This is a genomic window from Nocardia sp. 348MFTsu5.1 (genome assembly GCF_000383535.1).
In the GTDB taxonomy this organism is placed as follows: Bacteria; Actinomycetota; Actinomycetes; order Mycobacteriales; family Mycobacteriaceae; genus Williamsia; species Williamsia faeni.
Genome location: NZ_KB911516.1, coordinates 220,096 through 244,262, shown reverse-complemented (window position 1 = coordinate 244,262; position 24,167 = coordinate 220,096). Strand labels below are relative to the sequence as shown.

Below are 24,167 nucleotides of genomic sequence, written 5' to 3'. Positions count from 1 at the left end.
CGCGCTAATTTTTTGACGATCCCGCACGTCGTCGAAGGAGAATCCCGTGTCCGCCAACCCAACCTCACGCTTGGTCGTCGCCGCATTCGGTATGGGCGTCCTCGGCCTGAGCCTCCTCACCGGCTGTTCGGACGACTCCGATAGCGGCTCCCCCGTCGCGCAGTCGACAACCACCGAGGAGTCGTCGACCACCGGGGAAACATCAAGCGGCGGATCCGACTGCGGCGAGGAGCCGTCGACCGGCCAACTGGCGTTACCGACATCGTCGGTCGACTACACCACCGGAACCGCCGCCTACTCGGTGACACTGTCCGACGGGACCACACAGTGTGTGACCGTCGAAGAAGATTCGAGCGCAGGCGAATTCAGCTCGACCGACAAAGGGATCGAAATCCGGTTCGGCGACGTCTCCGCCGGTATCTTGATCACCATCGACGGCGAGACCGAAGGTAATCTGCCCAGCGAGGTCCCCCATCAGGTCGAAGATGCCTTCATGGGCCTGCAGGTGGACGGCGGCTACTTCGCCGACAGCATGCACACCGGCTGCGACGTGACCCTGACCAGCTTCGACGAAGAAACAATCACCGGCACGTTCACATGCACCGACGTGGCACTGTTCGAGGACGGCCCGTTCAGTCTCGACACCAGCACCACCGTCACACCGCAGCCCTTGGACACGTCCATCGAGAAGGCCGAGGGCTGGTTCTCGGTTCGCGCGTAAATCGTCCCCTTGACCGAATTCGGGTCAATCGAGCGACTCGAGCAACTTGAGCCAGACCTCACTCACCGACGGATACGACGGGACCGCATGCCACAGAGACGCGACCGGTACTCGCCCGACAATCGCAATGGTTGCGGCGTGGAGGAGTTCGTCGACCTCTGGTCCGACGAACGTGGCACCGACGATGACGTCGGCAGCCCGGTCGATCACCAGGCGCGCCCGGCCGGCGGCGTCGTCCCGCAGCAAGCCGAAACCGGCCACCGACGTCATGTCGACGTCGGCGAGTTTCACGTCGATCCCCTTGGCGATGGCCTCGCGTTCGGTCAGCCCTACGCTCGCCACCTGCGGATCGGTGAACACGACCTGCGGGACGGGGACATCGGCGGGCACCGGTGGTGGGTTGCGGTCCTCGGCGCGGGCCGCGATCGTGTGACCGACATTTCGGGCCTGATACTTGCCCCAATGTGTCAGCGCCGGACCACCACTGGCGTCGCCGACCCAGTACAGCCACGATGCGTCTTCGTTGACGGACGCAAGTCCGATTCCCTCCCGGGTGGGGCGTCTGCCGGTGGCCACCAGGATCTCGTCGGCGGTGATCGACTCACCGTCCACCGTCACCGTCACCGCGTCGCCGTGAATGCGACCGACGCCGGTGTCCGCCGCGACCGGACGGACCACCTCGGACACCTTCACATTCAGCCGGACGTCGATGCCGCTGTCGATCAGGCCTTGTGCAACCCGTTCGCCGGCAAACGGTTCGGACTTCGCCAGCAGTGTGCCGCGGGCCAACAGCGTGACCTTGGTGCCGAGTGCGGCCATCCACGTTGCGGCCTCACAGGCCACCACACCGCCACCGACCACGATCAGTGATCCGGGTATCTCACGGACACCGGTGGCGTCGCGGGATGTCCAGGGCTGCGCGGGCGCATAGATTTTCGGGATGACGGGCTCACTCCCGGTGGCGACGATGACAGCCTGCCGGGCCTTGATGGTTTTGACGCGTCCACCGTTGTCGACGTCGACCGTCCGTTTCCCGGTCAGGATCCCGTGGCCGCGGACGACGTCGATGTTGATCCCGTGGGCCCATTTCACCTGACCCTCGTCCTCGTAGTCGTTCACCCAGGCGTCGCGACGACGCAGCAGTTCTTCCGGGAGCAACCTCTTGCCGACCTTGATGCCGTCGAGTTGGCGGGCGGCAGCGTGGACGGCGACCGGTCGCAGCATCGCCTTGCTGGGCATACAGGCCCAGTAGGAGCATTCGCCGCCGAGGAGCTCGTGCTCGATGATCACTGCGGTCCGCGACGATCCGGCGATGGCATATTGCGCCGCAACCTCCCCCGCGGGACCACCACCGATCACCACGACGTCGTACTCGCTGTCTGACATGCCCCCACCTTGCCACTGCACCGCAACAGGTTCCAGACCGACCGGCGAACGTCAGTGGTTCGTGGGTCCCATCGCGCTACCGCCGGGCGCGGGCGCGGGCTTCTTGATCAGCTCGACTTCGAACTCGGTTTCGCGTTCGGCAGCGTGACGCGCCAGCACGAATACCGCGCGCAACATCGTCACCAGAGCGACGCCCGCGACGACGCCTTCGATCCAGTTCACGTCGATGCGCTCGCCCAGGAGCAGCACACCGAGTGCCATGGCGACGGCGGGCTCCCACACGGTCATCGCCGGGAACGACGTCTGAAGGTCGTGCGCTGCGAACGCGAGCTGCTGGGTGACCACCGAGCCGGCTGCGACCAGGATGATCAGGTAGATCTCCGGATGGACCAGGACATTGACGAAACCATCTTCGAGCTGGGTCATCACGCCTTTGAGCAGGAACGCCTGCACACCGGTGAGCAGGCCGGAGGCAGACCCCAACAGGAGCGCCTTGTGATGCGCCGACACAAAATGCGCTGACACGACGAGCGCGGCCAGCACCGCGACCACCACGACGATCGTGGTGGCGAGCACCCCCGGCGAGACGTGGTCCAAGCCCGGTTCCGGCTGCGCGATCACCACAAAGGCGGCGATACAGATCGTCAGGATGATGCCCCATTTCCACTCGTGGAAATTGAGATGCCGATGGTCGAGGTAGGCCTCCATCGGCAGTGCGAACAGCACCGACAACACGATGAGCGGCTGCACCAGGAGCAGTGAACCGAGTCCCAGCGCGGCAGCCTGCAGCGCGAAACCCCCTGCTGCGATCACAACCCCGACCCACCAAAGCTTGGTGATGCCACCCGACGGCGTCGACGCACGTTGACGCACGAGGGTTCCGCTGGCAACGAGCAAAGCTGACAACGTCGCCAACAGCGCCGGGAGGAACAACTGCACGGTTCTGACACTACTTGCCTGTGGTGGCAGAAAGCGCGGAGCAACAGCGCTCCGCGAGCCAATCGGCAACGACCTCCGGATGAACACCTGACATCTGGGTACTCGTGTTCCTGCAGCCGTCGCCTCCGCGACTCATACTCGAGTAGCCCCGTTCAGATCCGAGAGGTGACCACCAATGTCATTGGCCGATTACACCGACGCCGAGCTCGACCTCGACCTGCGCTGGTGGGACGCCGCCAATTACCTGACCGTCGCGCAAATTTATTTGCAGGACAACGTGTTATTGCACGAACGGCTCAAGAACGAACACATCAAGCCGCGACTCCTGGGCCACTGGGGCACCAGTCCCGGACTGTCGATGATCTATACCCTGATCAATCGCCGGATCCGCGAGACCGGGTCGAAGTGGCTGTACATCACCGGTCCCGGACACGGCGGCCCCGCGCTGGTGGCGTCAACCTATCTCGAGGGCACCTACAGCGAGATCTACCCACACATCTCCCCCGACGCCGCCGGCGTGCGCGCGCTGTGCCGGCAGTTCTCCACCCCCGGCGGCATCCCCAGCCACGTCAGCGTGCAGACCCCCGGGTCGATCCATGAAGGCGGCGAACTCGGCTACGCGTTGATCCATGCCGCGGGCGCAGCGTTCGACAATCCCGAACTGTTGGTGGCCTGTGTCGTCGGCGACGGTGAGGCCGAGACCGGCCCGTTGTCCGGGTCGTGGAAGATCCCCGCCTTCCTGAATCCGGCGCGCGACGGTGCGGTGCTTCCGATCCTCCATCTCAACGGCGCGAAGATCGCCAGCCCGACGGTGCTGGGCCGGACCAGCGATCGCGATATCGAGGCGTATCTGTCCGGACAGGGCTGGGCGCCGGTATTTGTCGAAGGGAGCGATCCCCGCGAGGTGTTCGCCGACCTCGCCCGGGCGATCGCCGATGCCCACGACGAGATCGCGAATATCCAGTCAGACGCTCGCACCGGCCGGCCCGGCGGCAACAAGTGGCCGGCCATCGTCCTGCGCACTCCCAAGGGGTGGACCGGCCCGCACACGGTCGACGGCAAACTCATCGAGGGAACGCACTGGAGTCATCAGGTCCCCCTGTCGGGTGTGCGGGACAACCCCGAACACCTTGCACTCCTTGAGGATTGGCTACGCAAGTACCGTCCTGAAGAGCTGTTCGACGCCGACGGAACCCTCGTGGGCGAACTCGCCGAGCTCGCACCCGCAGGTGATCTGAGGATGGGCGCGACGCCGTACGCCAACGGTGGCCGCAACCTCGTGCCGCTGCGGATCCCGCCGCTCGAATCGTATGCACTGCAGATCGATGCGCCCGGTGCCACGTCCTATGAGACGACCAAGGTGCTAGGCGAACTGATGCGGGACATCTACCGCAACAACTCCGACGCCGACCACGGCGGCAACTTCCGGCTGTTCTCTCCGGACGAGACGGCGTCGAACCGGCTGCAAGCCGTCTTCGAGGTGACCGACCGTTGCTGGCAGCTTCCGCGCACCGAGTTCGACGACGGGATCTCCCCCGAAGGACGGGTCATGGAGGTCCTCAGCGAACACCTGTGCCAGGGGTGGCTGGAGGGATATCTGCTGTCCGGGCGTCACGGTCTGTTCGCCACCTATGAGGCGTTCGCGATGGTGAGCGTGTCGATGCTGGTGCAGCATGCCAAGTGGCTGCAGCACGCGGTGGATCTGCCGTGGCGGGAACCGGTTGCATCGTTGAATGTGCTGTTGACCAGTACGTGCTGGCGCAACGACCACAACGGCTTCAGCCATCAGGGCCCCGGCCTGATCGACGCCGTCATCCCGCTGTCACCCGAGGTGGTCCGGGTCTGGCTGCCACCGGATTCGAACACGCTGCTCTCGGTCGCCGATCACTGCTTCCGCAGCCGCGACCACGTGAACGTCCTGGTCGTCGACAAGCAGTCACATCCGCAGTTCCTGACACTCGAGCAGGCCAACGAGCACTGCGCCGCCGGCGCATCGATCTGGGAATGGGCCGGCACAGAGCATCCCACTGCCGTCGGCGCCGAGGAAGAACCCGACATCGTGCTGGCCGCCGCCGGTGACGTACCCACAGAAGAGATCCTCGCCGCGGCCCACCTGCTGCGCGAATGGGTACCGTGGCTGCGGGTCCGGATGGTGAATGTTGTTGACCTGATGGTGCTTTTGCCACAGAACGACCATCCACACGGCCTGTCCGAACAGACCTTCATCGACCTGTTCACCGCCGACACCGATGTGGTCTTCGCGTTCCACGGCTACCCGCGGGCAATCCATCAACAGCTCCACGGTCGCACCAATCCCGACCGGTTCCATGTCCGCGGATTCAGCGAACAGGGCACCACCACAACACCTTTTGACATGGTGGTGCTCAACAAAATGAGCCGCTACCACCTGGTACTCGAGGCGCTGCGCCGCACTCGGCGGGTACCCGAGAAAGCCGGAGACCTCGCGGAGTTCTGCGAGAACCAACTGCGACGGCACCACGACTACGTCCGCGAACACTTCGAAGATCTGCCCGAGATCCGCGAATGGCACTGGTCGTGACGCCCGGCGAAAGCTGTTGCTGACCAGCCCAACGCACCGTCGACCGTGCCCATCAAACCGCCGAGCGTGCCCATCGAACCGCCGAGCGTGCCCATCGAACCGTCGACCGTGCCCATCAAACCGTCGACCGTGCCCATCGAACCGCCGACCGTGCCGCAAACACCGGCGAGTGTGCCGATAATTCCGGCGACCGCGAACCCGTCGGCGCGGCGGTTGGTTGTTGTCCACGATGTAGGGCATCCTTGATCAGGTGAGTGGCCTGACCGCATCGACGCGCGCGATGCTTCGTGATGACCTGGAACGGCTGATGACGCTGAGCCGCGAACAGATCGAATGGGCTTGCTCCGATAGCACCGCGCTGGCCGAGCTGATCGAGTTCGGTTTCGATGAGGTTGTCGAACTGCGCGAGAACGCCGAACTCGAATGGCTCCGCGGCGACTCCGAGTGCGCCCAACATCTCGAACAAGAGGCTTCAGCCTGGAACGCAACGGTGCGCCTGCTTCGGACCGCGCTGGCCGACGCCGGTAGGTCATCGCACACCGGCCGGCATCGCCGCACGGCCTGACCTTCACCGATTTCGTCGACCGGCGGGTTACCGTCGAACCCGTGAGTCGAACACTGATCTTGATGCGGCACGGCAAGTCCGGATACCCCGACGGTGTCGTCGACCATCAACGACCGCTGGCCGAACGCGGCCGCCGCGAAGCCGCGCTGGCGGGTCGATGGATGAGTGATGCCGGGTTCACCGTGGACGCAGTACTGTGTTCCACCGCCACCCGCACCCGACAAACGTTGCAACGCACCGGCATCGACGCTCCGACGACCTACGTCGACGACATCTACGGCGGTGATCCCGACGACGTCCTCGAGGCCATCCGTCTCTACGCCCCCTCCGACGCGGCGACGATCCTGGTTGTCGGGCACGAACCCGGTATGCCCACGACCGCACTCACACTGGATCCCGATGCACAAATCCCGCGATTCCCGACTTCGGCATATGCGGTCCTGCAGATCGGTTCATCCTGGGCCGAGATCGGATTGACGCCCGATCCCGGCAACCGGATGATCCAGATGTCGATACCGAGGGAATGACGGCACGCTCAACGGTTTTATGAGCACGGTCGGCGGTTTTATGGGCACGCTCAACGGTTTTATGAGCACGGTCGGCGGTTTTATGGGCACGGTCGACGGTTTTATGGGCACGCTCGACGGCTCTATGGGCACGGTCGACGGTTTTATGAGCACGCTCGGCGGGTTTATGGGCACGCTCGACGGCTCGGCGGCTACTTGACCAGGGCTCGCTCCAAGATCGGTGCGAGGTCGAGTCCGGCGGGCAGGGTTCCGTAGGCTCCGGCCCAGTCTCCACCCAGACGCGTGGCGGCGAATGCTTCCGCGACGGCCGGATGACCGTGCCGCAACATCAATGATCCTTGCAGCGCAATACAAATCGATTCGGCGATGCGACGGGCACTGGCTTCTCCCGCGGTGGACAGCTGATTCTTCAGCCCGGTCAGGTGTCGGTCGTAGCGGTCGTCGAGCCCGGTGGCACGGTCGAGTTCGTCGAACAGGGCGTCCACCGACTTCGGTGCGGTCGCCATGGCGCGCAGGGTGTCGAGCGCACTGACGTTGCCGCTACCCTCCCAGATCCCGTACAACGGTGCCTCCCGGTACAGCCGCGGCATTCCCGAATCCTCGACGTAACCGTTGCCGCCGAGGCATTCCATCGACTCCGCTACATGCGCGGTCGCGCGCTTACACAGCCAGTACTTGGTGGCGGGCAGGCCGATCCGCCGCAACAATGTCTCGGTGTCGTCGCCGCGTTCCGCAGCGTCGGTGGCACCGGCCATCCGCATCGACACCATCGTCGCGGCCTCGGACTCGATCGCCAGATCGGCGAGCACGCTGCGCATGAGCGGCTGGTCGATCAGATACTCGCCGAACACCTTTCGGTACTGCGCGTGATGCATCGCCTGGGTCAGTCCGTGCCGCATGTTCCCGGCGCTGGCCAGTGCGCAGTCAAGCCTGGTCAGGTTGACCATCTCGATGATGGTGCGCACGCCGCGACCCTCGTCCCCGACGAGCCACGCGGTGGCGCCGTCGTACTCGACCTCGGACGACGCGTTGGCGTGGTTGCCCAGTTTGGTCTTCAAGCGTTGCAGACGCATCCGGTTACGGGTGCCGTCGGGCAATACTCGCGGCAGGAAGAAACACGACAACCCACCCGGCGCCTGCGCGAGTACCAGGAACAGATCTGACATCGGCGCGGACGTGAACCACTTGTGCCCGGTCAGGGTGTAGCTGCCGTCCGAATTCAGCGCAGCTGTGGTCTGATTGGCCCGGACATCCGAGCCACCCTGCTTTTCCGTCATCGACATCCCGGCGATCAGACCGGCCTTGCCCGACGGCACCGACAACGTCGGGTCGTAGACACGCGAACTCAGCAACGGCTCATAGATCGCGGCCAGCTCAGGATTGTGGCGCAGCGCGGGAACCACGGCGTAGGTCATCGAAATCGGGCAGACGTGACCGGCCTCGACGTTCCAGACCCCGAGTTTGGCGGCCCGCACGACGTGGGAACCAGCCCGGGCATCAGCCCACGGCGCACCGTGCAGTCCGTGCCCGACCGCCACCTCCATCAGCTGGTGGTAGGCGGGGTCGTATTCGACCTCATCGATGCGGTGCCCCCATCGATCATGAGTCCGCAGCACCGGTTCATTGCGGTCCGCCAACTCACCCCAACGTTGCGCCTGCGCCGTTGCGGCGATCGCACCGAGCGCCGCGACCTCGTCGGCGCCCCAGCCTCCGCCCTCGCGAACAAGGGCCTCCGACAGCGCCGCACTGGTGGCCGGGTTGTATCCGACCAGCGGTGGAACCTGATTGATCACTTCATGTGTATCGACCATCACACCATCGTCCCATCCGACGACTTGGTGCGGTTTTGGACGGGTCAGAGGGGGCATGTCCACTTCGCATCGGTTTACGACCGGCGAACCATCGCAAGTCCGGCCATAATGGACACCGACCCAACAAACGACCAGGAGAACAGCCACGGTGAAGCCTCCAGCATCGAGCGCCACTGACCAATCAGGCGCTGCCCGGGCTCGAGCGCTGTTCCTCGTCCACGACGACGACACCGATCGCGGGATCGCGGACACCGGCACCCTCCGAGATCACGTTGCCGACCGGGGATACGAGATCGAGATCGTCCATCCGTCGGATGAGTTCCCTGCGGTGGCCACATTCGACTTCGTGATCGTCATGGGTTCTTCGGAATCGGCATACGACGACTCCGTTCCCTGGCTCGCCGACGAAATCGCCTACCTTCGTTCAGCCCTGGCCGCCAATGTGCCGATTTTCGGCGTCTGTTTCGGCGGACAGTTGTTGAGCCGAATTCTCGGCGGGAACGTCAAACGCGCTGAGGTACCCGAACACGGATACGTCACCATCGACACCGTCGCCCCGGGACTCGTCTCCCGCGGACCGTGGATGCAGATGCATTTCGACCGCTTCACCCTGCCACCCGGCGCGCGAGAGATCGCCCGCAACGGGGCTGCGCTGCAGGCATTTACGTTCGGCAGAAATCTCGCCGTCCAGTTCCACCCGGAGATCTCGCCGGCGGTCTGGGCAACATGGCAGGCCAGTTGGGCCGCCACCCGCGAAGGACAATTGGTCGTCGAACGTGGCATCGACCTTCGACGGATCACCGCCGAGATCTCCGCCCGCGCCGAAGAATCACGCACGAACTGCGGCATCCTCCTGGACTCGTTCCTCACACTTGCTGCCGCGCCGGTATAGCGACTCATCGCCAGCTCCGTGCAGGTTTTTCGTCCCGATACCGGCACTGCTTCACCTGCATACGGTTGGAAAACCTGTAGCGGCGCGCGGTCCGGCTGATCAGGCTCCGGTGTAAGGCGGTACGGCGAGGCATGGCACCGCGCGTGGATGTTCCGGATCGAGCGCATTCAGGACCATCGCGGCCGATCGCTGGTTGGCGACGATCGACAAGTGATCGGATCGATCGGCCGAACAGGTTTCCTGGACAACGATGTTCGTGACATCGATGCCGTCCGGACCGGCCAGGATCCCCCTGGTGTACGGAGTCACCACCTGGTCGTCCCGGGTGACGATGTTGGTGTAGGTGATGCCCTGGATATACGGTCCGCCACCGGCATTGATCGCCGCCTCGAAGTCAGCGTCAGCGGGCGCATCGGCACAGCCGGTGCACGTGGCATCCGGGACCGCGGCCGGCGGCAGGCCCAGGCCCTCGACAAACGCGGCCGAGACATCCGAATAGTTCGAGTCGTCGTCGGAACCCTGCCAGTACGGTGCCAGCGACACGTACTTGTCGATCTCGGGAGCACCGCCGTAGTACTTGGCCCAGTACGTCGGGATCTGCGTGCCCTGCGAATGACCCACGACGTCAACCTTTTCCGCGCCGGTGGTCGCCAGCACGTTGTCGACGAACACCTTGAGCTGCCAGGCACTGACCTCTTTCGGGCCGAGACCGCCGATCCGGGATGCCGGCCACACCGACGAGAGCTCACCGTAGGTCAGCGCATAAACGCAGTAGCCCTCGTTTTTCAGCGTCGGGACCATCGAGATCCAGTTGGTCTGTTGACTGCCCGCGGTTCCGTGGACCAGAACCACCGGATTCGGGTGCTCGGCGGAGGGTTTACAGGTGTAGTCATTCGATCCGGGCAGCGATCCACCGGGATTGGCGAGCTCGGCCGGGATACCCGCGAGGAAGTTGTAGGTCACCGGCAACGGCGCCGCGTGCGCCATGGGTGCCCCCGCCACCCCAAGTGCCAGCACAGCCGCCACCAACACAGATCGACATGTCCACCGCATGATTCCATCCTTCCACCGGGCGGTCAGTTGTCATCCGGCATCACCAGGTCGAAACGTACCCCGAGCAACCGGATCGGACGATCGAACTCGAATTTGTGCAGCACCTCGAGCATCGCGGCTTCCAGCACGGCGAGGTCGGTGGTCGGTGCCGGCAGTTTGTGCGACTTGGTCCGGGTGTAGAAAGTCTTGGTCCGCACGGTCACCGCCACCCGAAAAGGTATGCGCTGCTCGGAGATCACCTGTTCCAGCAGTTCGCGCGTGAGCCGGCTGACGGCGTCGTCGATCTCGGCGAGCTCGGTGAGGTCGGTGGGAAACGTCTCGACCTTGCTGTGCGAGCGGGCGATGAACGGCTCGGTGCTGACATTGATGTCGCCACCACCGCGCGAGAGGAGGTTCAACCAGTTGCCCAGATGCGGCCCGAACTCCGAGACCAGGTGCTCGCGGTCCTCGGTGGCGAGCTGCGCCACCGTCATGATGCCCAGCTTCTCGAGCTTGGCCGTTGTCTTCGGTCCGACGCTCCACAGGTCGCCGACACCGCGCTCCCCCATGATCGGCATCCAGTTCTGGTTGTCCAGCGAAAAGACATGGTCTGATTCACGTTTGGCGAATCCGGTGGCCATCTTGGCACGCTGCTTGTTGTCGCTGATGCCGACGGCCGACGACAGCCTGTTGTCGTCGAGGATGCGTCCACGAATCGACCCGGCAAGTTCGCGGATGTCCATGTCGGCATCGCCGGCCGGTACTCCGAGGAAGGCCTCGTCCCAGCCGATCACCTCGACCGGGTACCCGAAGCTTCGCAACGTCGACATCACCTCATCGGAAGCCACGTCGTAGGACTGATGGTCGAGCGGCAGATAGATCGCGTCGGGCATCTTTCGGAACGCAGACCGCAACGGCATACCCGCCCGAACGCCCTGATCCCTGGCTTCATAGGACGCACAGGTGACAACCTTGCGCGGTTCCATCGGGTCTCCGGTGCCCCCGACGATCACCGGAACGCCGATCAGGTCCGGATTCCGGCGGCGCTCCACCGAGACCTGGAACTGATCCAGGTCGATGTGCAAGATCGCCCGAAAGCGCCGGATCGGAGTCGACGTCATCCCTGCCGACAGTAGTGCCCTGCACGAACGAGGTCAGGCGCCTGGAGAATTCCAGACGCCTGACCAACCCGCGAAATGTGGATCTACACACCGTCCTCGTTCGAGTCCGGCGGATACGTTCCGTTCGCGTACGGATTGAACTCGTTGGTGTAGAGGTCCTCCACCTTGATCCCGGCCGGCAGTTCGCCGAGCCGAACCGCCTCATCCACCCACACGGTGAACTCTTCGGGTTTGATCACGCCGCCCGGCACCGGAATACCCGGGCTCTTCCACTTCTTCACGAAATTGGTGTTTTCATTGCGACCGCGAGCATCGATGATCTCGACGTACTTGTTGACCACTTCCTCGCGGGGATGCACCTGCGCCCACCGGATGGCGCGCGAGACACCCTGCACATAGTCCTCGACCACCTCCGGATTCTCTTTGATGTAGTCGTCCCGGAAGACCTGAGTGGCGATCGACAGGTTGCCGATCAGATCGGTGTCCCGGAAGATCTCATGCAGGCCACCCTTCTCCAGGGCAACGTCTTTGAAGATCGTTCCGAGATTGCCTACCTGGAGCTGACCTTGACGCAGCGCCACTTCGGTGTTGATCGGCGGTACTACGGTGAGCACCACCTTCTTGATGTCATCGTCCGAGAGCCCCTGATCATGGAGCCACTGTTTGATGGCGTACTCGTGGTAAGCACCCAGGGTGTTGATGCCGACTGTTTTGCCCACCAGGTCCTGTGCGGTTTCGATACCGCTCCCTTCCAGGGAGTAATAGCCCTGGAAAGTCTGATCGTCGGACCCGTTGACCGAGATGACCCCGGTCACCTTCGATCCCGCCTGCTGGAGTTTGGCAACCGACCCATTGAACGCGCCACCGGTGTCGACCGCACCGGTCGCGACTGCCTGGATGTCCTGCGGGCCACTGGTGGTGTCACCGACCCACTCGAGTTTGACCTTCTTGAAATACCCGAGCGATTCGGCGAGTTCCTGCCACTGGACCTGCGACGCCGACCCCTGATACCGCACCGAGACCTTGCCGTCCTGACCAACCTCCGCGTCGGCGCCCGACGAACAGGACGCCAACAACATCGTGAGAGCGGCTAAGACGGCAACAACGGCGCTGGTGGCGACGTGCGGTCGATTGGTCATCTGATAATTCCTTCTGCTTTGTAAGTGCGGTGGTCTACGAACCGATGAACTGTTCGCCGGAGATCGACACCGATGGCCGGCCATCGACTCCGACGGGGATGTCGCCCTCGATGGTCGTGCGATACAGCGTCCGGGCCACGTCGAGGTGATTGATGTCGCCCGGCGCGAGATGGGCGGTGGCGCGGTTGTCCCACACCGCGATGCTGCCCGGCAGCCAGCGGAAGCGAACCGTGTACGAGGCCTTGGACACCTCGTCGAAGAGCAGGTCGAGGATCGCGTCACTCTGGCGCCGGCTGTATCCGACGATACGGTTCGTGAAACCGGGCTGGACGAACAGAATCCGTTCACCGGTCACCGGGTGGACCCGCACCACAGGGTGTTCACTGATCAGCGGAGCCTTGTTCACTTTCGCCCCATAGGTGCTGTCGGACTTGAAGATCGGGTGACGTCCACCGAAACTGTGCTCGGCCCGCAACCCGTCGACGAGTTCCTTCAACGACTCCGGCAGTCCCTCGTAGGCAGCAGCCAGGTTGGTCCAGCTGGTGTCACCGCCGCGCACCGGCGCGACGTCGGCACGAAGAATCGTCACGGCCGGCGGATTCACCAAAGCGGTTACATCCGTGTGCCATTCGTTGGTGTAGCTGGCTGCCTTGACACCGAACTTGCGCTCGTAGTCGCGGTTGTCGACCTTCAGGATCTCGGGGAACTCGGTCGGGGCCTCGTCGTCGTACGGGTGGGATGCCGTGACCCGGCCGAAGTTGCGGGAAAAAGCGATCTGCTGTGCGTGATCGATCTGCTGGTCGCGGAAGAACAGCACCTTGTAGTGGTGCAGCCCCTTGATCAGAGCCTTGGACTGATCTTCTGTCAGCGGGTCTCGCAGGTCGATTCCGTCGACCTCGGCTCCGATATATCCGGCGACGGGGAAGAATTGAAGGTCGGTGCGGGTGGTGTTCTCGATGGTCGTCATAGCTGTTTCCTTGTCTGGTTGTTGGTCAGGCGCTCTTGCGCGCGAAGAAGGGTTCACCCGAGATGGACCTGGACTGCAGTCCGTTGACCCCTTGTGGCACATCGCCTTCCACGGTCGTGCGATGCAAAACTCGGACCACGTCGAGATGGTCGAGGTCGGTGGGCGCCTGGTGGATGGTCGCCCGGTTGTCCCAGACTCCGATGCTGTCGGGGGTCCAGCGGACGCGAACGGTGATGGCCGGGTTGGTGATCTCCGCGAACAGCAGGTCCAGGATCCGGTCGCTCTGTGAGGGGCTGACGCCGAGGATCCGGCTGGTGAAACCCGGATTGACGTAAATCAGTCGCTGGCCGGTCACCGGATGCACCCGGATCACCGGATGCTCGCTGATGATCGGGGTTTCCGACGTCACCGCCTCCGACTCTGATCCACTCTCCCAACGCTTTTCGCGACCGCCGAAGCGATTCTCGGCGTACAGCCCTTCGAGGAAACGCTGCAGGGATGACGGCAGATTGTCGTACGCCGCACCGAGATCGGCCCAAGTGGTGTCACCACCGACCTCCGGAACCAGCTCTCCTCGCAGCACCGTCACCGCCGGCGGATTGACCAGCGCGGTCACGTCCTGATGCCAGAAGTTGGCGTAGCTGTACTTGCGCGAGCCGCTCCGGCTGGCATAGGTACGCGAATCCACTTCCAGCACTTCGGGATAACCGGCCGGCGACTTGTCGGTGTACCCGAGTGGATGCGCGTCGGTGACCGGACCGAAGTAGCTGGTGAACCGAATCTGCTGGGCGTGGTCGATCTTCTGATCCCGGAAGAACAAGACCTTGTACTCGTACAACGCATCTCGGAGGGCCTGCTGGGTCCGCTCGTCGAATGCGTCAGCCAGGTTCACTCCCGAGACCTCTGCACCGATATAGCCGGCAATAGGCTCCACAGACAATGTGGTGGAAACCGATTCCCTGGTGTTTACAACTGCCGTCATTGCTATTCCATTTCTTTTATCCGAATAGGCGGGCTGTCCGCTTTCTACGATGGAATTACATTGATCCCCGAAGGCTCGGTTGCTGGCAAGGACGGCTTCCACATTGTGAGATCAGGGGCTAGATAGGTTCACGGCGCGCACAAATGTATGCGGCGACCTGCCCGGGCACCACCATGACAACCAAGGACTGCACGCAACTCCAAGGGGACTCTATGACCGAGACGAAGCGCAGCGGAGCTCGACCCCGATGACCGGGACGGAGCAAACCGGGCGAACCGGCTCGCAATCGGTCGAGCGGGCGATCGCGGTGCTGTACGCAATGGAAGGCGAAGACCACTCGCTCTCGATCAGCGAACTCGCGGGGCGGGCCGCGTTGCCGGTGAGCACGACACATCGCATCGCCCAAGCGCTCGTCCGCGGCCGGCTGCTGGCGCGAGAAGGTGCGAGTTCATACCGGATCGGAGACGGGATCACCGCGCTGGCGCAAACTGCCGCGCGTCAGATCAATATCGAAGCCGCTGCCCCTCACCTGCACGGATTGTCGTCCGGCATCCGGATCACCGCGAGTCTCGGGGTGATCGAACACAGTGAGGCAGTCACGCTCTACTCCGCGCGGCCGCCGTCGATGTTCTGTGGCCACCAACTGCCGACCCGCCGGGCCAAGCTCGAGGACAGCGCGATGGGTCAGGCGATCGTCGCCTTCGGTCAGCGCCGGGACCGGCGTATCTCGGCGCTTCCCGACGTCCAGGCAGCACGTCGACGCGGCTACTCCGTTTCCTCCGCCGACGGCGTCACGGCAATCGCGGTCCCGGTGTTCGACAGTGACGGTCAGGTCCGGGCATCGATCGGCGTCCAGGCCCGCAGTGTCCGGCTCAACCCACAACTGATCAACCAGATCCACCCGGCGATGCGGCAGACCGCAGAGTTGCTGCGCGGTGTGGTGGCAGAAGGCCAGGTGCGCAGCAACATCGATCAACTTATACGCGCCACGATTTAATGGTGGCTTTCCTTCCACAATGTGAAATACGTTGTGGAGGCCAGTGGGGGCCAGGGAAAGAATCGGTCCACACAATCTATCCGTGTCCGTGGTCAGCTTGTTTTTGAGCGCCTCAAATCCGGACCAATCGAAAGGAAAGCAGTGAGTCACATTCACAAGTGGCGCGTTCTCATCGCAGCCGCACTTGCATTGACCGTCGGAGTGAGCGTTGCTGCCTGTGGTTCGTCGTCCGACGAGGCCACTGTCACTGCCGAGGGCAAGACCGAACTGAGCTACCTCGGGGTGCCTGCCACCGTGCAGTTCCCGGAGCTGGCCGCCGATCTCGGCTACTTCAAGACGGTCACGCTCAAGTCAGTCGGCGAATCGACCAGTGGCCCGCAGTCGATTCAGGCAACCGCCACCGGCGATACCGACTTCGGTGGAGCCTTCAACGGCGCCATCGTCAAGCTGAAGTCGGCCGGATCCCCCATCACCGCGGTTGTCGACTACTACGGCGCCGACGAGAAGACGTACAACGGATTCTATGTACTCGACGACTCCCCGATCCACGGTGCACGTGACCTCATCGGCAAGAAGGTGGGCGTCAACACCCTGGGGGCGCATGCCGAGTTCATCATCCGGGAATGGCTTGCACGTGAAGGCCTTTCGGATGATGAGATCGCCTCGGTGCAGCTGCTCGTCGTGCCACCCATCAACACCGAGACCGCGCTACGCGAAGGACAGATCGACGTCGGCGCCTTCAGCAACATCTTCCGCGACAAGGCACTTAAAACAGGTGGTCTGCGTGAACTGTTCACCGATGCGGTATTCGGTGACTTCAGCTACGGCAGCCTCGTCCTGCGCGACGACTTCATCGCCAAGAACCCAGAGGCCGTCAAAGACTTCGTCCAGGGTACGGCCCGTGCAATTCGCTGGACCCAGGTGACACCACGCGAAGAGGTCGTCGCGCGGTTCAAGGACATCCTGACCAAGCGGGGACGTGGTGAGGATCCGGCACTGGCCGAGTACTGGCAGAGCTCGTCGATCCCGGCCGCCGGTGGAGTCATCAAGGAAGAGGAATTCCAGATCTGGATCGATTGGCTCGTCCGCAACAAGGAGCTGGAGGATGGCAAGTTGACACCCGCTGACCTGTACACCAACGACGACAACCCTTATTCCAACGGCACATACCAGCCGGAGTCGGGGCCCAATGGCGAACCGGTGGTGACACAATGACCACTCCGAAACTGGAACTGCGGGGCGTTCGAAAGTCGTTCTCCTCCCCCGGAAAACCAGAGTTCGTTGCCATCGACGACATCAGTATCGCCGCGGCCGAAGGTGAGTTCCTGGTGCTGGTCGGCCCCAGCGGCAGCGGTAAATCGACGTTGCTCGACCTGGTGGGCGGGCTGACCACGCCGACCGCCGGCGAGATTCTCCTCGACGGCAAACCGATCACCGGTCCCGGCCTGGACCGCGGCGTGGTGTTTCAGCAGTACGCGCTGCTGCCGTGGCGGACCGCACGTGCCAACATCGAGTTCGGACTGGAAGCCAAGGGGATCTCCCGGCGTCAGCGCCATGCCATCGCCGACGAATACCTCGGGTTGGTCGGGCTCGGGGGATTCGGCGATCACTACCCGCACGAACTCTCCGGCGGTATGAAGCAGCGGGTCGCCATCGCCAGGAGTCTCGCCTACGACCCCGAAGTGCTGCTGATGGACGAACCCTTCGCGGCGCTCGACGCCCAGACGCGAGAGTCGTTGCAGGACGAGCTTCTTCGCATCTGGCGGGCGACCGGCAAGACGATCCTGTTCATCACCCACGGCATCGACGAGGCGATTTACCTCGGCCAGCGGGTCGCCGTGCTCACCGAACGTCCGGGCCGCATCAAAGAAGTGCTGCCCATCAGCATCGACCGGGATTCAGTGGAAGACATCCGGTCATCCGAACCATTCCGCGACTACCGGCACCGGATCTGGTTGTCGTTGCGTTCGGAACTCCAGAGTTCTACGAACCTGATCGGAGCAGGAAACCATGTCTAGTGTCACGCTGAACAAGGCAGCGACGCCCACCGTCACGGCCGAACCACCGGCCTCGCCGGAGGCGGCACCGTCGCCATCGTCGAGTCGTCGAATATTGCGCAAGGCCGCACATTCGGGCCATGCGGTGTTCCGATCCACGATCGTCCTTGCCGTGCTGGTCGCCTTCTGGGAGATCGCACCCCGCATCGGCCTCGTCGACCGGACGTTCCTGCCCGAGTTCTCGGTGGTGGTTCAAGCTCTGGTGGACCTCGCCGAGAGCGGCCAGCTGTGGGAGCACATCTCCGCCAGCCTGAGTCGGGCGCTCAAGGGTTTTGTCATCGCCGTGCTCGTCGCGGTGCCGCTGGGTATCGTGATCGGCTGGTATCGGCCGGTGGCTCAATACCTCAGTCCGGCACTCGAATTGTTCCGGAACACTGCGGCTCTCGCGCTGCTGCCGGTCTTCGTCCTCATCCTCGGCATCGGTGAGACGTCGAAGGTGGCGCTGGTCATCTACGCCTGCATCTTCCCGATCCTGCTCAACACGATCTCGGGGGTTCGCACCGTCGACCCGCTGCTGATCAAATCGGCTCGTTCCCTCGGGCTTCCGTCCTATCGGCTGTTTCAGAAGGTGATCCTGCCCGCCGCGTTGCCCACGATCTTCACCGGCATCCGGCTCTCGGCTGCCGCCTCGATTCTGGTACTCATCGCCGCAGAGATGGTCGGTGCCCGTTCGGGACTGGGCTACCTGATCATGGCCAGCCAGTTGAACTTCCAGATCCCGGAGATGTACGCCGGCATCCTCACCATCGCACTGGTCGGTTTGGCCTTCAACTTCGTCCTGGTCCTGATCGAGCGCCGGTTCTCCCGCTGGCGCACACCCGCCAACAACTGAATCTCACTCACTAACAAAGGAACTGACCAAATGTCTCGTCAACTGCATCTGAACGCCTTCCTGATGGGCGTCGGGCACCACGAGGCCGCGTGGCGCCATCCGCGCACCGCGGAACATGACGTACTCGATGTCGCCCACTTCGTCCGGCTCGGCCAGATCGCCGAGCGCGGTCGCCTCGACTCTGTGTTCTTCGCAGATGGGCTCGCCGTGGGCCCCAACATCCGGCGCAACACCCAGGCGATCTTCGAACCGATCACCCTGTTGTCGGCAATCGCCGGCGGTACCAGCAAGGTCGGCCTGATCGCCACTGCCTCAACGGGTTACAACCATCCCTACACGCTGGCCCGGGCATTCGCATCGCTCGAGCACATCAGCGGTGGCCGGGCCGGCTGGAACATCGTCACGTCGGGACAGGAGCAGGAGGCGCTGAACTTCGGTTTCGACTCGATCCCCGATCACGCGGGTCGATACCGTCGCGCCCAGGAGTTCGTCGACGTGGTCAATCGGCTGTGGGACAGCTGGGATGAGGGCGCCGTGGTGCTCGATGTCGAGCAGGCCGAGTTCGCGAATCCAGATCTGGTCCACACCATCGACCATGTGGGCGAGCACTTTTCGGTGCGCGGTCCGCTGACCACGCCTCGCTCGCCGCAGGGCCGGCCGGTACTGGTCCAGGCCGGATCATCGGAAGACGGCAAGGAACTCGCGGCGCGGTACGCCGAGGTGGTCTTCACCGCACAGCGCACCATCGCCGAGGGCCAGGACTTCTACCGCGACCTCAAGGGTCGGCTGGCACGCTACGGCCGGGGTCAGGAAGATCTGCAGATCCTTCCGGGCATCGTGCCGTTCATCGCAAGCACGGAGAAGGAAGCCCTCGCTCTCGAGCGGGAGTTCACCGATCTCATCTCCCCCGACTACGCACTCCGCCAGATCTCGAATATCTTCAACGTCGACCTCACCGGCCTCTCGCTCGACGCCCAGCTCCCCGAGCTGCCGCCGGAGTCGGAGATCGAGGGTATGAAGAGCCGGTCGACCCTGGTGCGTCAGCTCGCCGCCGACGGCAACCTGACCATTCGTGAACTCATCGGACAGCTCGGCGGTGGTCGCGGTCACCGCAGCATCGCCGGCACACCCGAGCAGATCGCCGACGACCTCATCGCCTGGGTCGACGCCGGCGCAGCCGACGGCTTCAACGTGATGCCGCCGTATCTGCCCGGAGGTCTCGAGGACTTCGTCGATCACGTCGTGCCAATTCTGCAGGCCCGCGGCCGGTTCCGTGAGGACTACACCTCGTCGACGCTTCGTGGGCACTACGGGATCGAGTTGCCCTCGGGCAGCACCACTCGCGCGAAGGAGACGGCCTCCGTATGACGTCGCTCGACGACCCGAAACTGGGCTCCGTCGAACGACCACTGCGGTCCCTGGCCGGCACCGTCTATCTGCCGGCAGCCGCATACGGGATCGGGCAGGGGGCGGCAGCACCGGTCATCGTGCTGGCCGCCCTCGAACTCGGCGCGTCGGCTGCGATCGCCGGGTTGATGGTGGCGATCGTCGGGCTCGGTCAGGTCATCGGTGACACCTGCTCCGGGCAGATCGTCGCCCGGCTCGGCGAGCGCCGGTCGATCATCGCGGCCAGTACAGTCGCCGCGACCGGCGCCCTGGCCTGCCTGTTCGCCGTCGGGGTCTGGATGCTGTGCCTCGGGATCCTGGCGGTGGGCCTGGCCAACGCGGTGTGGGGTCTGGCCCGCCAGAACTACCTGTCGCTGGCGGTCCCGTTTGAGTGGCGTGCCCGGGCGATGTCACTGTTCGGCGGTGCCATGCGGCTCGGATTCTTCATCGGGCCGCTGATCGGGGCCGGCGCGATCTGGCTGATCGGTACCCGCGGCGGTTTCGTGGTGCAGTTGGTCGCGATCATCACTGCCGGACTGATGATGGCCCGCCTTCCGGACCCTCCCGGCGCCGGTGCGGTGCCGCAGCCGATGAGCCTCCAGGCGGTGTTCGCGCGCCACCGGCGGTTGCTGTCCACGCTCGGAACCGGATCGCTACTCCTCGGAGTCGCGCGAAGTGCGCGAGACGCGATCCTGCCGCTCTGGGCCATCCACATCGGGCTCTCCCCCGCGATCGCCAGTCTCCTCTTCGGCATCGGTGCGGCCGCCGACGTGTTGTTCGCGTACCCGGCCGGACATCTCATGGACCGGTTCGGCCGGACCGTCGTCGCGGTCCCGTCCATCTCCGTGCTGGGACTGTCGTATCTGCTGATCCCTTTCACCACAACGGCTTTCACGTTCACCGCCGTTGCCGTGCTGATGGGGATCGGCAACGGCTTCGGCAACGGGGTGATCATGACGATCGGGGCCGACGTCGCCCCGGAGACCGGACGAGCCGAGTTCTTGGCGTCCTGGCGATTGACCCATGACGCCGGCTTCCTCGCCGGCCCACTGTCAATTGCCGTCTGCGCCGCGTTCTTTCCGCTGTCGGTGGCGGTGTTCGCTGCTGCCGGATTGTCCGCCGTCGGGGCGGTTGTTTTGAAGAAGTACGTACCGGAATACACCGGGAAGCGTTCTGCAACTACGAAGGATGGATAAATGGATCTCGGATTGACCGACAAGCGCGCACTCGTGACCGGTGGCAGCAAAGGCATCGGCCTTGCCATCGCCCACCAACTGGCGGCCGAAGGTGCCGATGTTGTCATCGCCGCACGTGATCTCGAGGCGCTGAAGCTGGCGGCCGACGACATCGCCGCGAAGTCAGGACGCAAGGTGGTCGGTATCTCCGTCGACACCGGCGACGAGGCCTCGGTGCAGGAGCTGGTGGCCCGCACGGTCACAGAACTCGGTGGGATCGACATTCTGGTGAACTCGGCGGCGACCCCGTGGAGTGCCGGGAGTCCGACCGATTTCGCGAGTACCACCGACGACGTCGTGCGCCGCGAGGTCGAGATCAAGGTCCTGGGCTACCTGCGCACCGCACGAGCGGTTGCGCCGCATCTCATCGAGCAGGGATGGGGCCGCATCATCAACATCAGCGGTCTCGGTGCGCGGCACGCGAATTCGATCGCCCAGACCATTCGGAATGTGAGTGTGTCCGCGCTGACCAAGAACCTCGCCGACGAACTGGGGCCGCTGGGCGTCAACGTCACGGTTGTCCATCCCGGACTCACCCGGACGGCAAAACTGGACGAGCGACTGGCTGCGCAGTCGGCCGAATCCGGTACCCCCGTCGCCGAACTCGAGGAGGCCCTGGCCACCAACTCCATCCGGCGGATCGTCAACGCCGGAGATGTCGCGGACGTGGTGGCGTTCCTGGCCTCCCCGCGCAGTATCGGGATCACCGGAGATGCCATCGCGGTCGGCGGAGGCATTCCGGGGCCGGTGTTCTACTGAGGTTTCGCCGTCAGATCTGTCCGGTGGCGTCGTACATCCAGGACATGTCGGAAGCGGCCAGCGTTTCCATCCAGTCCGTCGGGGCTGTGGATGCGAGGCCACCGAAGTCCCAGTAGTCCTTCCAGAGCGTGATCTTCCCGTCGATGACCTTGTGCACGGTGACGAAGGCGAGTGTCGCGCTCTCACCGGTGGTCCAGGTCCAGGTCTCGCTGTGCTCGTACATCAGGTCGGTGCCGTTGGAGATCAGGAGCCCGTCGTAGTTGATGTAGTCGGCCAGTGGCTCAATACCCACTTTGAGCCGTTTGACGATGTCCTCGGGCCCGCGCGCTGCTGCGGCGGGCCCGAGCGGCATGTCGACGTAGATGCAGTCGTCGGACACAAATCCCTTGATCCCCTCCCAATCCCGCTTGCTCAACGCCGCCCAGAGACCCAGGACTACGGACTTGTTGTCATCTGACACTCTCATTCCTCGTTTCAGTTGTTCGTGCCGGCAGGAATCGGCCGATTCGTTTGTGCCCGAGCTCATTTGCCAGATGACCGCCGGTGAACACGGTCTCGCCGTTGACCATGACGGTGCGGACGGTGTTGTCATTGCGGTTGACCATCCGAGACAGTCCGCCGAACTGCTCGACCTCGGCCTCTCGGTAGTCCTCGAGCGAGGCGTCGAGATACCGGGGATCGAGCAGGAACAGGTCGGCCCGATCACCGACGCGTAGATGTCCGGCGTCGATGCCGTACCAGTCGGCGAGCTCGCCGGTCAGGCGATGCACCGCGTGTTCGACAGTCATGAACGGCTCGCCGGCTTCGGCAGCCGAATACACGTGCCGCAGTAGCCGCAGTCCGAAGTTGTAGAACGCCATGCTGCGCAGGTGCGCGCCGGCGTCGGAGAATCCGATCTGGATCCCGGCGTCCTTCGCGAGCTTCTTGAGAAGTTCGGGCCGATGGTTGGAAATGGTTGTGCGCCAACGCACCTTGGTCCCGTGCTCGAGAAGCAGGTCGAGGTACGCGTCGACCGGATGGAGGCCGCCGCGGTCGAGACCGACCTGACCGAAGGTCTTCCCGACCACGGCGCTGTCCGGGCACTCGACGATCTCGGCATCGAAGAAGTCCCGATGCCAGACCCGTGGTCCGTACTTCTTGTCGTAGTCCTTGCGGAACGCGCGGCGATAATTCTCGTCGCGCATCAGCTCGTTGCGGTCGATCTCGCCCTGCAGGTGCAGCGCCGCGGCGCCGGATCCGAACTCCTCGAACACGGCGAGTTCCATGCCGTCGGCATACACCTCGAAAGGAACCGGCAGGTGCTGCCACCGGAAGTCGGCGCCGAGCCGATTGACTGCCCGCGCAATGGGACCCATCGCGTGGATCACCTCCGGACGAGCCTTGATGTCGGCCGCGGAGAGCAGACTCGTCTTCAGTTTCGGCCGTCCCAAACCCAGCGACGTGAGCACCTGCGACAGCACGTTGAGTGGGCGTGAGATGTCGGGGCCGGACTGCAGCACTCGCGACCGCTTCCGCAGAATCGCGTTGAGCCGGCGCAACTCCCGGCGCTTCGCGTACGTCGACGGCAGCGTCCGCGACCGGCAGACGTCACCGTCGAGCTTGTCAAAGAGGAGTTGCTGCGATGACAACCCCAGGAAGCCCGCATCCAGCGCCTCGGTGAGCAGGCGTTCCATCCGGAGTTGCTCCACCTCCGTGGGCGTGACGTCATCTCGGGTGGCGCGGTCGAGGCCCATCGTCGCGGCACGGATGTCGGAATGGCCGATGAAGGCCGCGACGTTGGGGCCCAGTGCCAGCGACTCGAGCGCCTCGACGTACTCGCCGGCGTTCCCCCACGTCTTGTGTTGTTCGACGCCGCTGATGACATACTGCCGCGGGATCGCCTCGACGCGTCCGAACAGGTCACCGGCGACATCGGCGTCCACGTGGATCGTCGAGAGCGAGCACGATCCCAGCAGCACCGTGGTGACGCCGTGGCGCAGCGATTCGCTCAGGCCCGGACCGCCGAGCACCTCGACGTCGTAGTGCGTGTGGATGTCGACCATCCCGGGCAGGACCCACAAATCCGATGCATCGATGACGTCGGTGCAGCCTTCGGCGTCGAGGGGCTCTGCAGAGATCTCCACGATGCGGCCATCGCGGATCCCGATGTCGCGGACGTGCGAAGGGGCGCCGGTGCCGTCGAACCACCGCCCGCGACGGATCACTGTGTCGTAGCTCATTGTCGGATTACAACCCAGCCCGGCGGGTCACGTCAGTCGA

At 64.0% G+C, this 24,167-nt stretch carries 22 protein-coding genes and 2 pseudogenes; 13 read left to right on the top strand and 11 right to left on the bottom strand.

What is annotated here, in order from left to right; genetic code table 11:
• The first annotated feature begins 46 nt into the window (after positions 1-46).
• A complete protein-coding gene (locus H290_RS0116845; protein ID WP_020107995.1) occupies positions 47-721 on the top strand; it encodes a hypothetical protein in 675 nt (224 codons plus the stop codon).
• Between the two features lie 24 nt (positions 722-745).
• Here H290_RS0116845 and H290_RS0116840 read toward each other — a convergent pair whose 3' ends face one another.
• Positions 746-2,107 (bottom strand): NAD(P)/FAD-dependent oxidoreductase, encoded by a 1,362-nt coding sequence (locus tag H290_RS0116840; RefSeq protein ID WP_020107994.1) that lies wholly within the window; start codon positions 2,105-2,107, stop codon positions 746-748.
• 51 nt (positions 2,108-2,158) lie between these two features.
• Positions 2,159-3,046 carry a DMT family transporter gene (locus H290_RS28885; protein ID WP_020107993.1) on the bottom strand — a complete coding sequence of 296 codons (888 nt, stop codon included), beginning with the start codon at positions 3,044-3,046 and terminating at the stop codon, positions 2,159-2,161.
• 175 nt (positions 3,047-3,221) lie between these two features.
• Here H290_RS28885 and H290_RS0116830 point away from each other — a divergent pair, with 175 nt between their 5' ends.
• From H290_RS0116830 to H290_RS0116815, 4 genes and pseudogenes are all read left to right on the top strand, one after another.
• A complete protein-coding gene (locus tag H290_RS0116830) occupies positions 3,222-5,606 on the top strand; it encodes a phosphoketolase (RefSeq protein ID WP_020107992.1) in 2,385 nt (794 codons plus the stop codon).
• Between the two features lie 86 nt (positions 5,607-5,692).
• Positions 5,693-5,860 (top strand): annotated as a pseudogene (locus H290_RS31495) (hypothetical protein); the annotation flags it as partial.
• Positions 5,857-6,171: a hypothetical protein gene (locus H290_RS0116820; RefSeq protein ID WP_231373719.1), complete on the top strand. Its 315-nt coding sequence runs from the start codon at positions 5,857-5,859 to the stop codon at positions 6,169-6,171. The pseudogene H290_RS31495 and the gene H290_RS0116820, both read left to right, overlap by 4 nt.
• Before the next feature lie 62 nt (positions 6,172-6,233).
• Positions 6,234-6,698, top strand: coding sequence for a histidine phosphatase family protein (locus tag H290_RS0116815; protein WP_051122092.1), 465 nt, complete (start codon positions 6,234-6,236; stop codon positions 6,696-6,698).
• Between the two features lie 61 nt (positions 6,699-6,759).
• On the opposite strand, the pseudogene H290_RS31490 reads toward H290_RS0116815, so the two are convergent.
• A pseudogene (locus H290_RS31490) lies at positions 6,760-6,972 on the bottom strand (hypothetical protein); the annotation flags it as partial.
• The gene (locus H290_RS0116805) at positions 6,890-8,509 is read right to left on the bottom strand and encodes an acyl-CoA dehydrogenase family protein (protein ID WP_028463301.1); all 1,620 of its coding nucleotides are present in this window, start codon (positions 8,507-8,509) and stop codon (positions 6,890-6,892) included. The pseudogene H290_RS31490 and the gene H290_RS0116805, both read right to left, overlap by 83 nt.
• A 148-nt stretch (positions 8,510-8,657) precedes the next feature.
• Here H290_RS0116805 and H290_RS0116800 point away from each other — a divergent pair, with 148 nt between their 5' ends.
• Positions 8,658-9,401 (top strand): type 1 glutamine amidotransferase, encoded by a 744-nt coding sequence (locus tag H290_RS0116800; RefSeq protein ID WP_020107986.1) that lies wholly within the window; start codon positions 8,658-8,660, stop codon positions 9,399-9,401.
• 99 nt (positions 9,402-9,500) lie between these two features.
• Here the strand turns inward: H290_RS0116800 and H290_RS0116795 are convergent, their stop codons facing one another.
• The 5 genes from H290_RS0116795 to H290_RS0116775 all read right to left on the bottom strand — a co-directional run bounded on the left by H290_RS0116795 (position 9,501) and on the right by H290_RS0116775 (position 14,642).
• The gene (locus H290_RS0116795) at positions 9,501-10,454 is read right to left on the bottom strand and encodes a triacylglycerol lipase (RefSeq protein ID WP_028463299.1); all 954 of its coding nucleotides are present in this window, start codon (positions 10,452-10,454) and stop codon (positions 9,501-9,503) included.
• A 23-nt stretch (positions 10,455-10,477) separates the two neighbouring features.
• Positions 10,478-11,554, bottom strand: a complete 1,077-nt coding sequence (locus H290_RS0116790; RefSeq protein WP_020107984.1) for a DNA polymerase IV — start codon at positions 11,552-11,554, stop codon at positions 10,478-10,480.
• 83 nt (positions 11,555-11,637) lie between these two features.
• Entirely contained in the window at positions 11,638-12,693 is a 1,056-nt protein-coding gene (locus H290_RS0116785) for an ABC transporter substrate-binding protein (RefSeq protein ID WP_020107983.1), read from the bottom strand.
• A gap of 34 nt (positions 12,694-12,727) precedes the next feature.
• Positions 12,728-13,660: a TauD/TfdA family dioxygenase gene (locus H290_RS0116780; protein WP_020107982.1), complete on the bottom strand. Its 933-nt coding sequence runs from the start codon at positions 13,658-13,660 to the stop codon at positions 12,728-12,730.
• A gap of 25 nt (positions 13,661-13,685) precedes the next feature.
• On the bottom strand, positions 13,686-14,642 hold the full coding sequence (locus tag H290_RS0116775; protein ID WP_028463298.1) for a TauD/TfdA family dioxygenase: 957 nt from the start codon (positions 14,640-14,642) through the stop codon (positions 13,686-13,688).
• A 247-nt stretch (positions 14,643-14,889) separates the two neighbouring features.
• Here H290_RS0116775 and H290_RS0116770 point away from each other — a divergent pair, with 247 nt between their 5' ends.
• From H290_RS0116770 to H290_RS31480, 7 genes are all read left to right on the top strand, one after another.
• Positions 14,890-15,639 carry an IclR family transcriptional regulator gene (locus H290_RS0116770; protein ID WP_020107980.1) on the top strand — a complete coding sequence of 250 codons (750 nt, stop codon included), beginning with the start codon at positions 14,890-14,892 and terminating at the stop codon, positions 15,637-15,639.
• Positions 15,640-15,780: 141 nt separating this feature from the next.
• Positions 15,781-16,854 (top strand): ABC transporter substrate-binding protein, encoded by a 1,074-nt coding sequence (locus H290_RS0116765; protein WP_020107979.1) that lies wholly within the window; start codon positions 15,781-15,783, stop codon positions 16,852-16,854.
• Positions 16,851-17,657 carry an ABC transporter ATP-binding protein gene (locus H290_RS0116760; RefSeq protein WP_020107978.1) on the top strand — a complete coding sequence of 269 codons (807 nt, stop codon included), beginning with the start codon at positions 16,851-16,853 and terminating at the stop codon, positions 17,655-17,657. The genes H290_RS0116765 and H290_RS0116760 overlap by 4 nt, the downstream gene beginning before the upstream one ends.
• The gene (locus H290_RS0116755; RefSeq protein ID WP_020107977.1) at positions 17,650-18,528 is read left to right on the top strand and encodes an ABC transporter permease; all 879 of its coding nucleotides are present in this window, start codon (positions 17,650-17,652) and stop codon (positions 18,526-18,528) included. The genes H290_RS0116760 and H290_RS0116755 overlap by 8 nt, the downstream gene beginning before the upstream one ends.
• 30 nt (positions 18,529-18,558) lie before the next feature.
• Entirely contained in the window at positions 18,559-19,896 is a 1,338-nt protein-coding gene (locus H290_RS0116750; RefSeq protein ID WP_020107976.1) for an LLM class flavin-dependent oxidoreductase, read from the top strand.
• Positions 19,893-21,110 carry an MFS transporter gene (locus H290_RS31485; protein WP_020107975.1) on the top strand — a complete coding sequence of 406 codons (1,218 nt, stop codon included), beginning with the start codon at positions 19,893-19,895 and terminating at the stop codon, positions 21,108-21,110. Before H290_RS0116750 ends, H290_RS31485 begins: the two co-directional genes overlap by 4 nt.
• Positions 21,111-21,908: an SDR family NAD(P)-dependent oxidoreductase gene (locus H290_RS31480; RefSeq protein ID WP_020107974.1), complete on the top strand. Its 798-nt coding sequence runs from the start codon at positions 21,111-21,113 to the stop codon at positions 21,906-21,908.
• A gap of 10 nt (positions 21,909-21,918) precedes the next feature.
• Here H290_RS31480 and H290_RS0116735 read toward each other — a convergent pair whose 3' ends face one another.
• Positions 21,919-22,374 (bottom strand): nuclear transport factor 2 family protein, encoded by a 456-nt coding sequence (locus tag H290_RS0116735; RefSeq protein WP_028463296.1) that lies wholly within the window; start codon positions 22,372-22,374, stop codon positions 21,919-21,921.
• Complete coding sequence (locus H290_RS28870; RefSeq protein WP_020107972.1) at positions 22,358-24,127, bottom strand: amidohydrolase family protein; 1,770 nt, start codon at positions 24,125-24,127, stop codon at positions 22,358-22,360. Before H290_RS28870 ends, H290_RS0116735 begins: the two co-directional genes overlap by 17 nt.
• Positions 24,128-24,167: the final 40 nt, after the last annotated feature.

Excerpts from the sequence above, each read along its gene's own strand:
- H290_RS0116840 (WP_020107994.1), bottom strand. The coding sequence starts at position 2,107 with ATGTCAGACAGCGAGTACGACGTCGTGGTGATCGGTGGTGGTCCCGCG.
- H290_RS0116830 (WP_020107992.1), top strand. The coding sequence starts at position 3,222 with ATGTCATTGGCCGATTACACCGACGCCGAGCTCGACCTCGACCTGCGC.
- H290_RS0116815 (WP_051122092.1), top strand. The coding sequence starts at position 6,234 with ATGCGGCACGGCAAGTCCGGATACCCCGACGGTGTCGTCGACCATCAA.
- H290_RS0116805 (WP_028463301.1), bottom strand. The coding sequence starts at position 8,509 with ATGGTCGATACACATGAAGTGATCAATCAGGTTCCACCGCTGGTCGGA.
- H290_RS0116795 (WP_028463299.1), bottom strand. The coding sequence starts at position 10,454 with ATGCGGTGGACATGTCGATCTGTGTTGGTGGCGGCTGTGCTGGCACTT.
- H290_RS0116790 (WP_020107984.1), bottom strand. The coding sequence starts at position 11,554 with ATGACGTCGACTCCGATCCGGCGCTTTCGGGCGATCTTGCACATCGAC.
- H290_RS0116785 (WP_020107983.1), bottom strand. The coding sequence starts at position 12,693 with ATGACCAATCGACCGCACGTCGCCACCAGCGCCGTTGTTGCCGTCTTA.
- H290_RS0116780 (WP_020107982.1), bottom strand. The coding sequence starts at position 13,660 with ATGACGACCATCGAGAACACCACCCGCACCGACCTTCAATTCTTCCCC.
- H290_RS0116775 (WP_028463298.1), bottom strand. The coding sequence starts at position 14,642 with ATGACGGCAGTTGTAAACACCAGGGAATCGGTTTCCACCACATTGTCT.
- H290_RS0116770 (WP_020107980.1), top strand. The coding sequence starts at position 14,890 with ATGACCGGGACGGAGCAAACCGGGCGAACCGGCTCGCAATCGGTCGAG.
- H290_RS0116760 (WP_020107978.1), top strand. The coding sequence starts at position 16,851 with ATGACCACTCCGAAACTGGAACTGCGGGGCGTTCGAAAGTCGTTCTCC.
- H290_RS0116755 (WP_020107977.1), top strand. The coding sequence starts at position 17,650 with ATGTCTAGTGTCACGCTGAACAAGGCAGCGACGCCCACCGTCACGGCC.
- H290_RS0116750 (WP_020107976.1), top strand. The coding sequence starts at position 18,559 with ATGTCTCGTCAACTGCATCTGAACGCCTTCCTGATGGGCGTCGGGCAC.
- H290_RS31485 (WP_020107975.1), top strand. The coding sequence starts at position 19,893 with ATGACGTCGCTCGACGACCCGAAACTGGGCTCCGTCGAACGACCACTG.
- H290_RS31480 (WP_020107974.1), top strand. The coding sequence starts at position 21,111 with ATGGATCTCGGATTGACCGACAAGCGCGCACTCGTGACCGGTGGCAGC.
- H290_RS0116735 (WP_028463296.1), bottom strand. The coding sequence starts at position 22,374 with ATGAGAGTGTCAGATGACAACAAGTCCGTAGTCCTGGGTCTCTGGGCG.
- H290_RS28870 (WP_020107972.1), bottom strand. The coding sequence starts at position 24,127 with ATGAGCTACGACACAGTGATCCGTCGCGGGCGGTGGTTCGACGGCACC.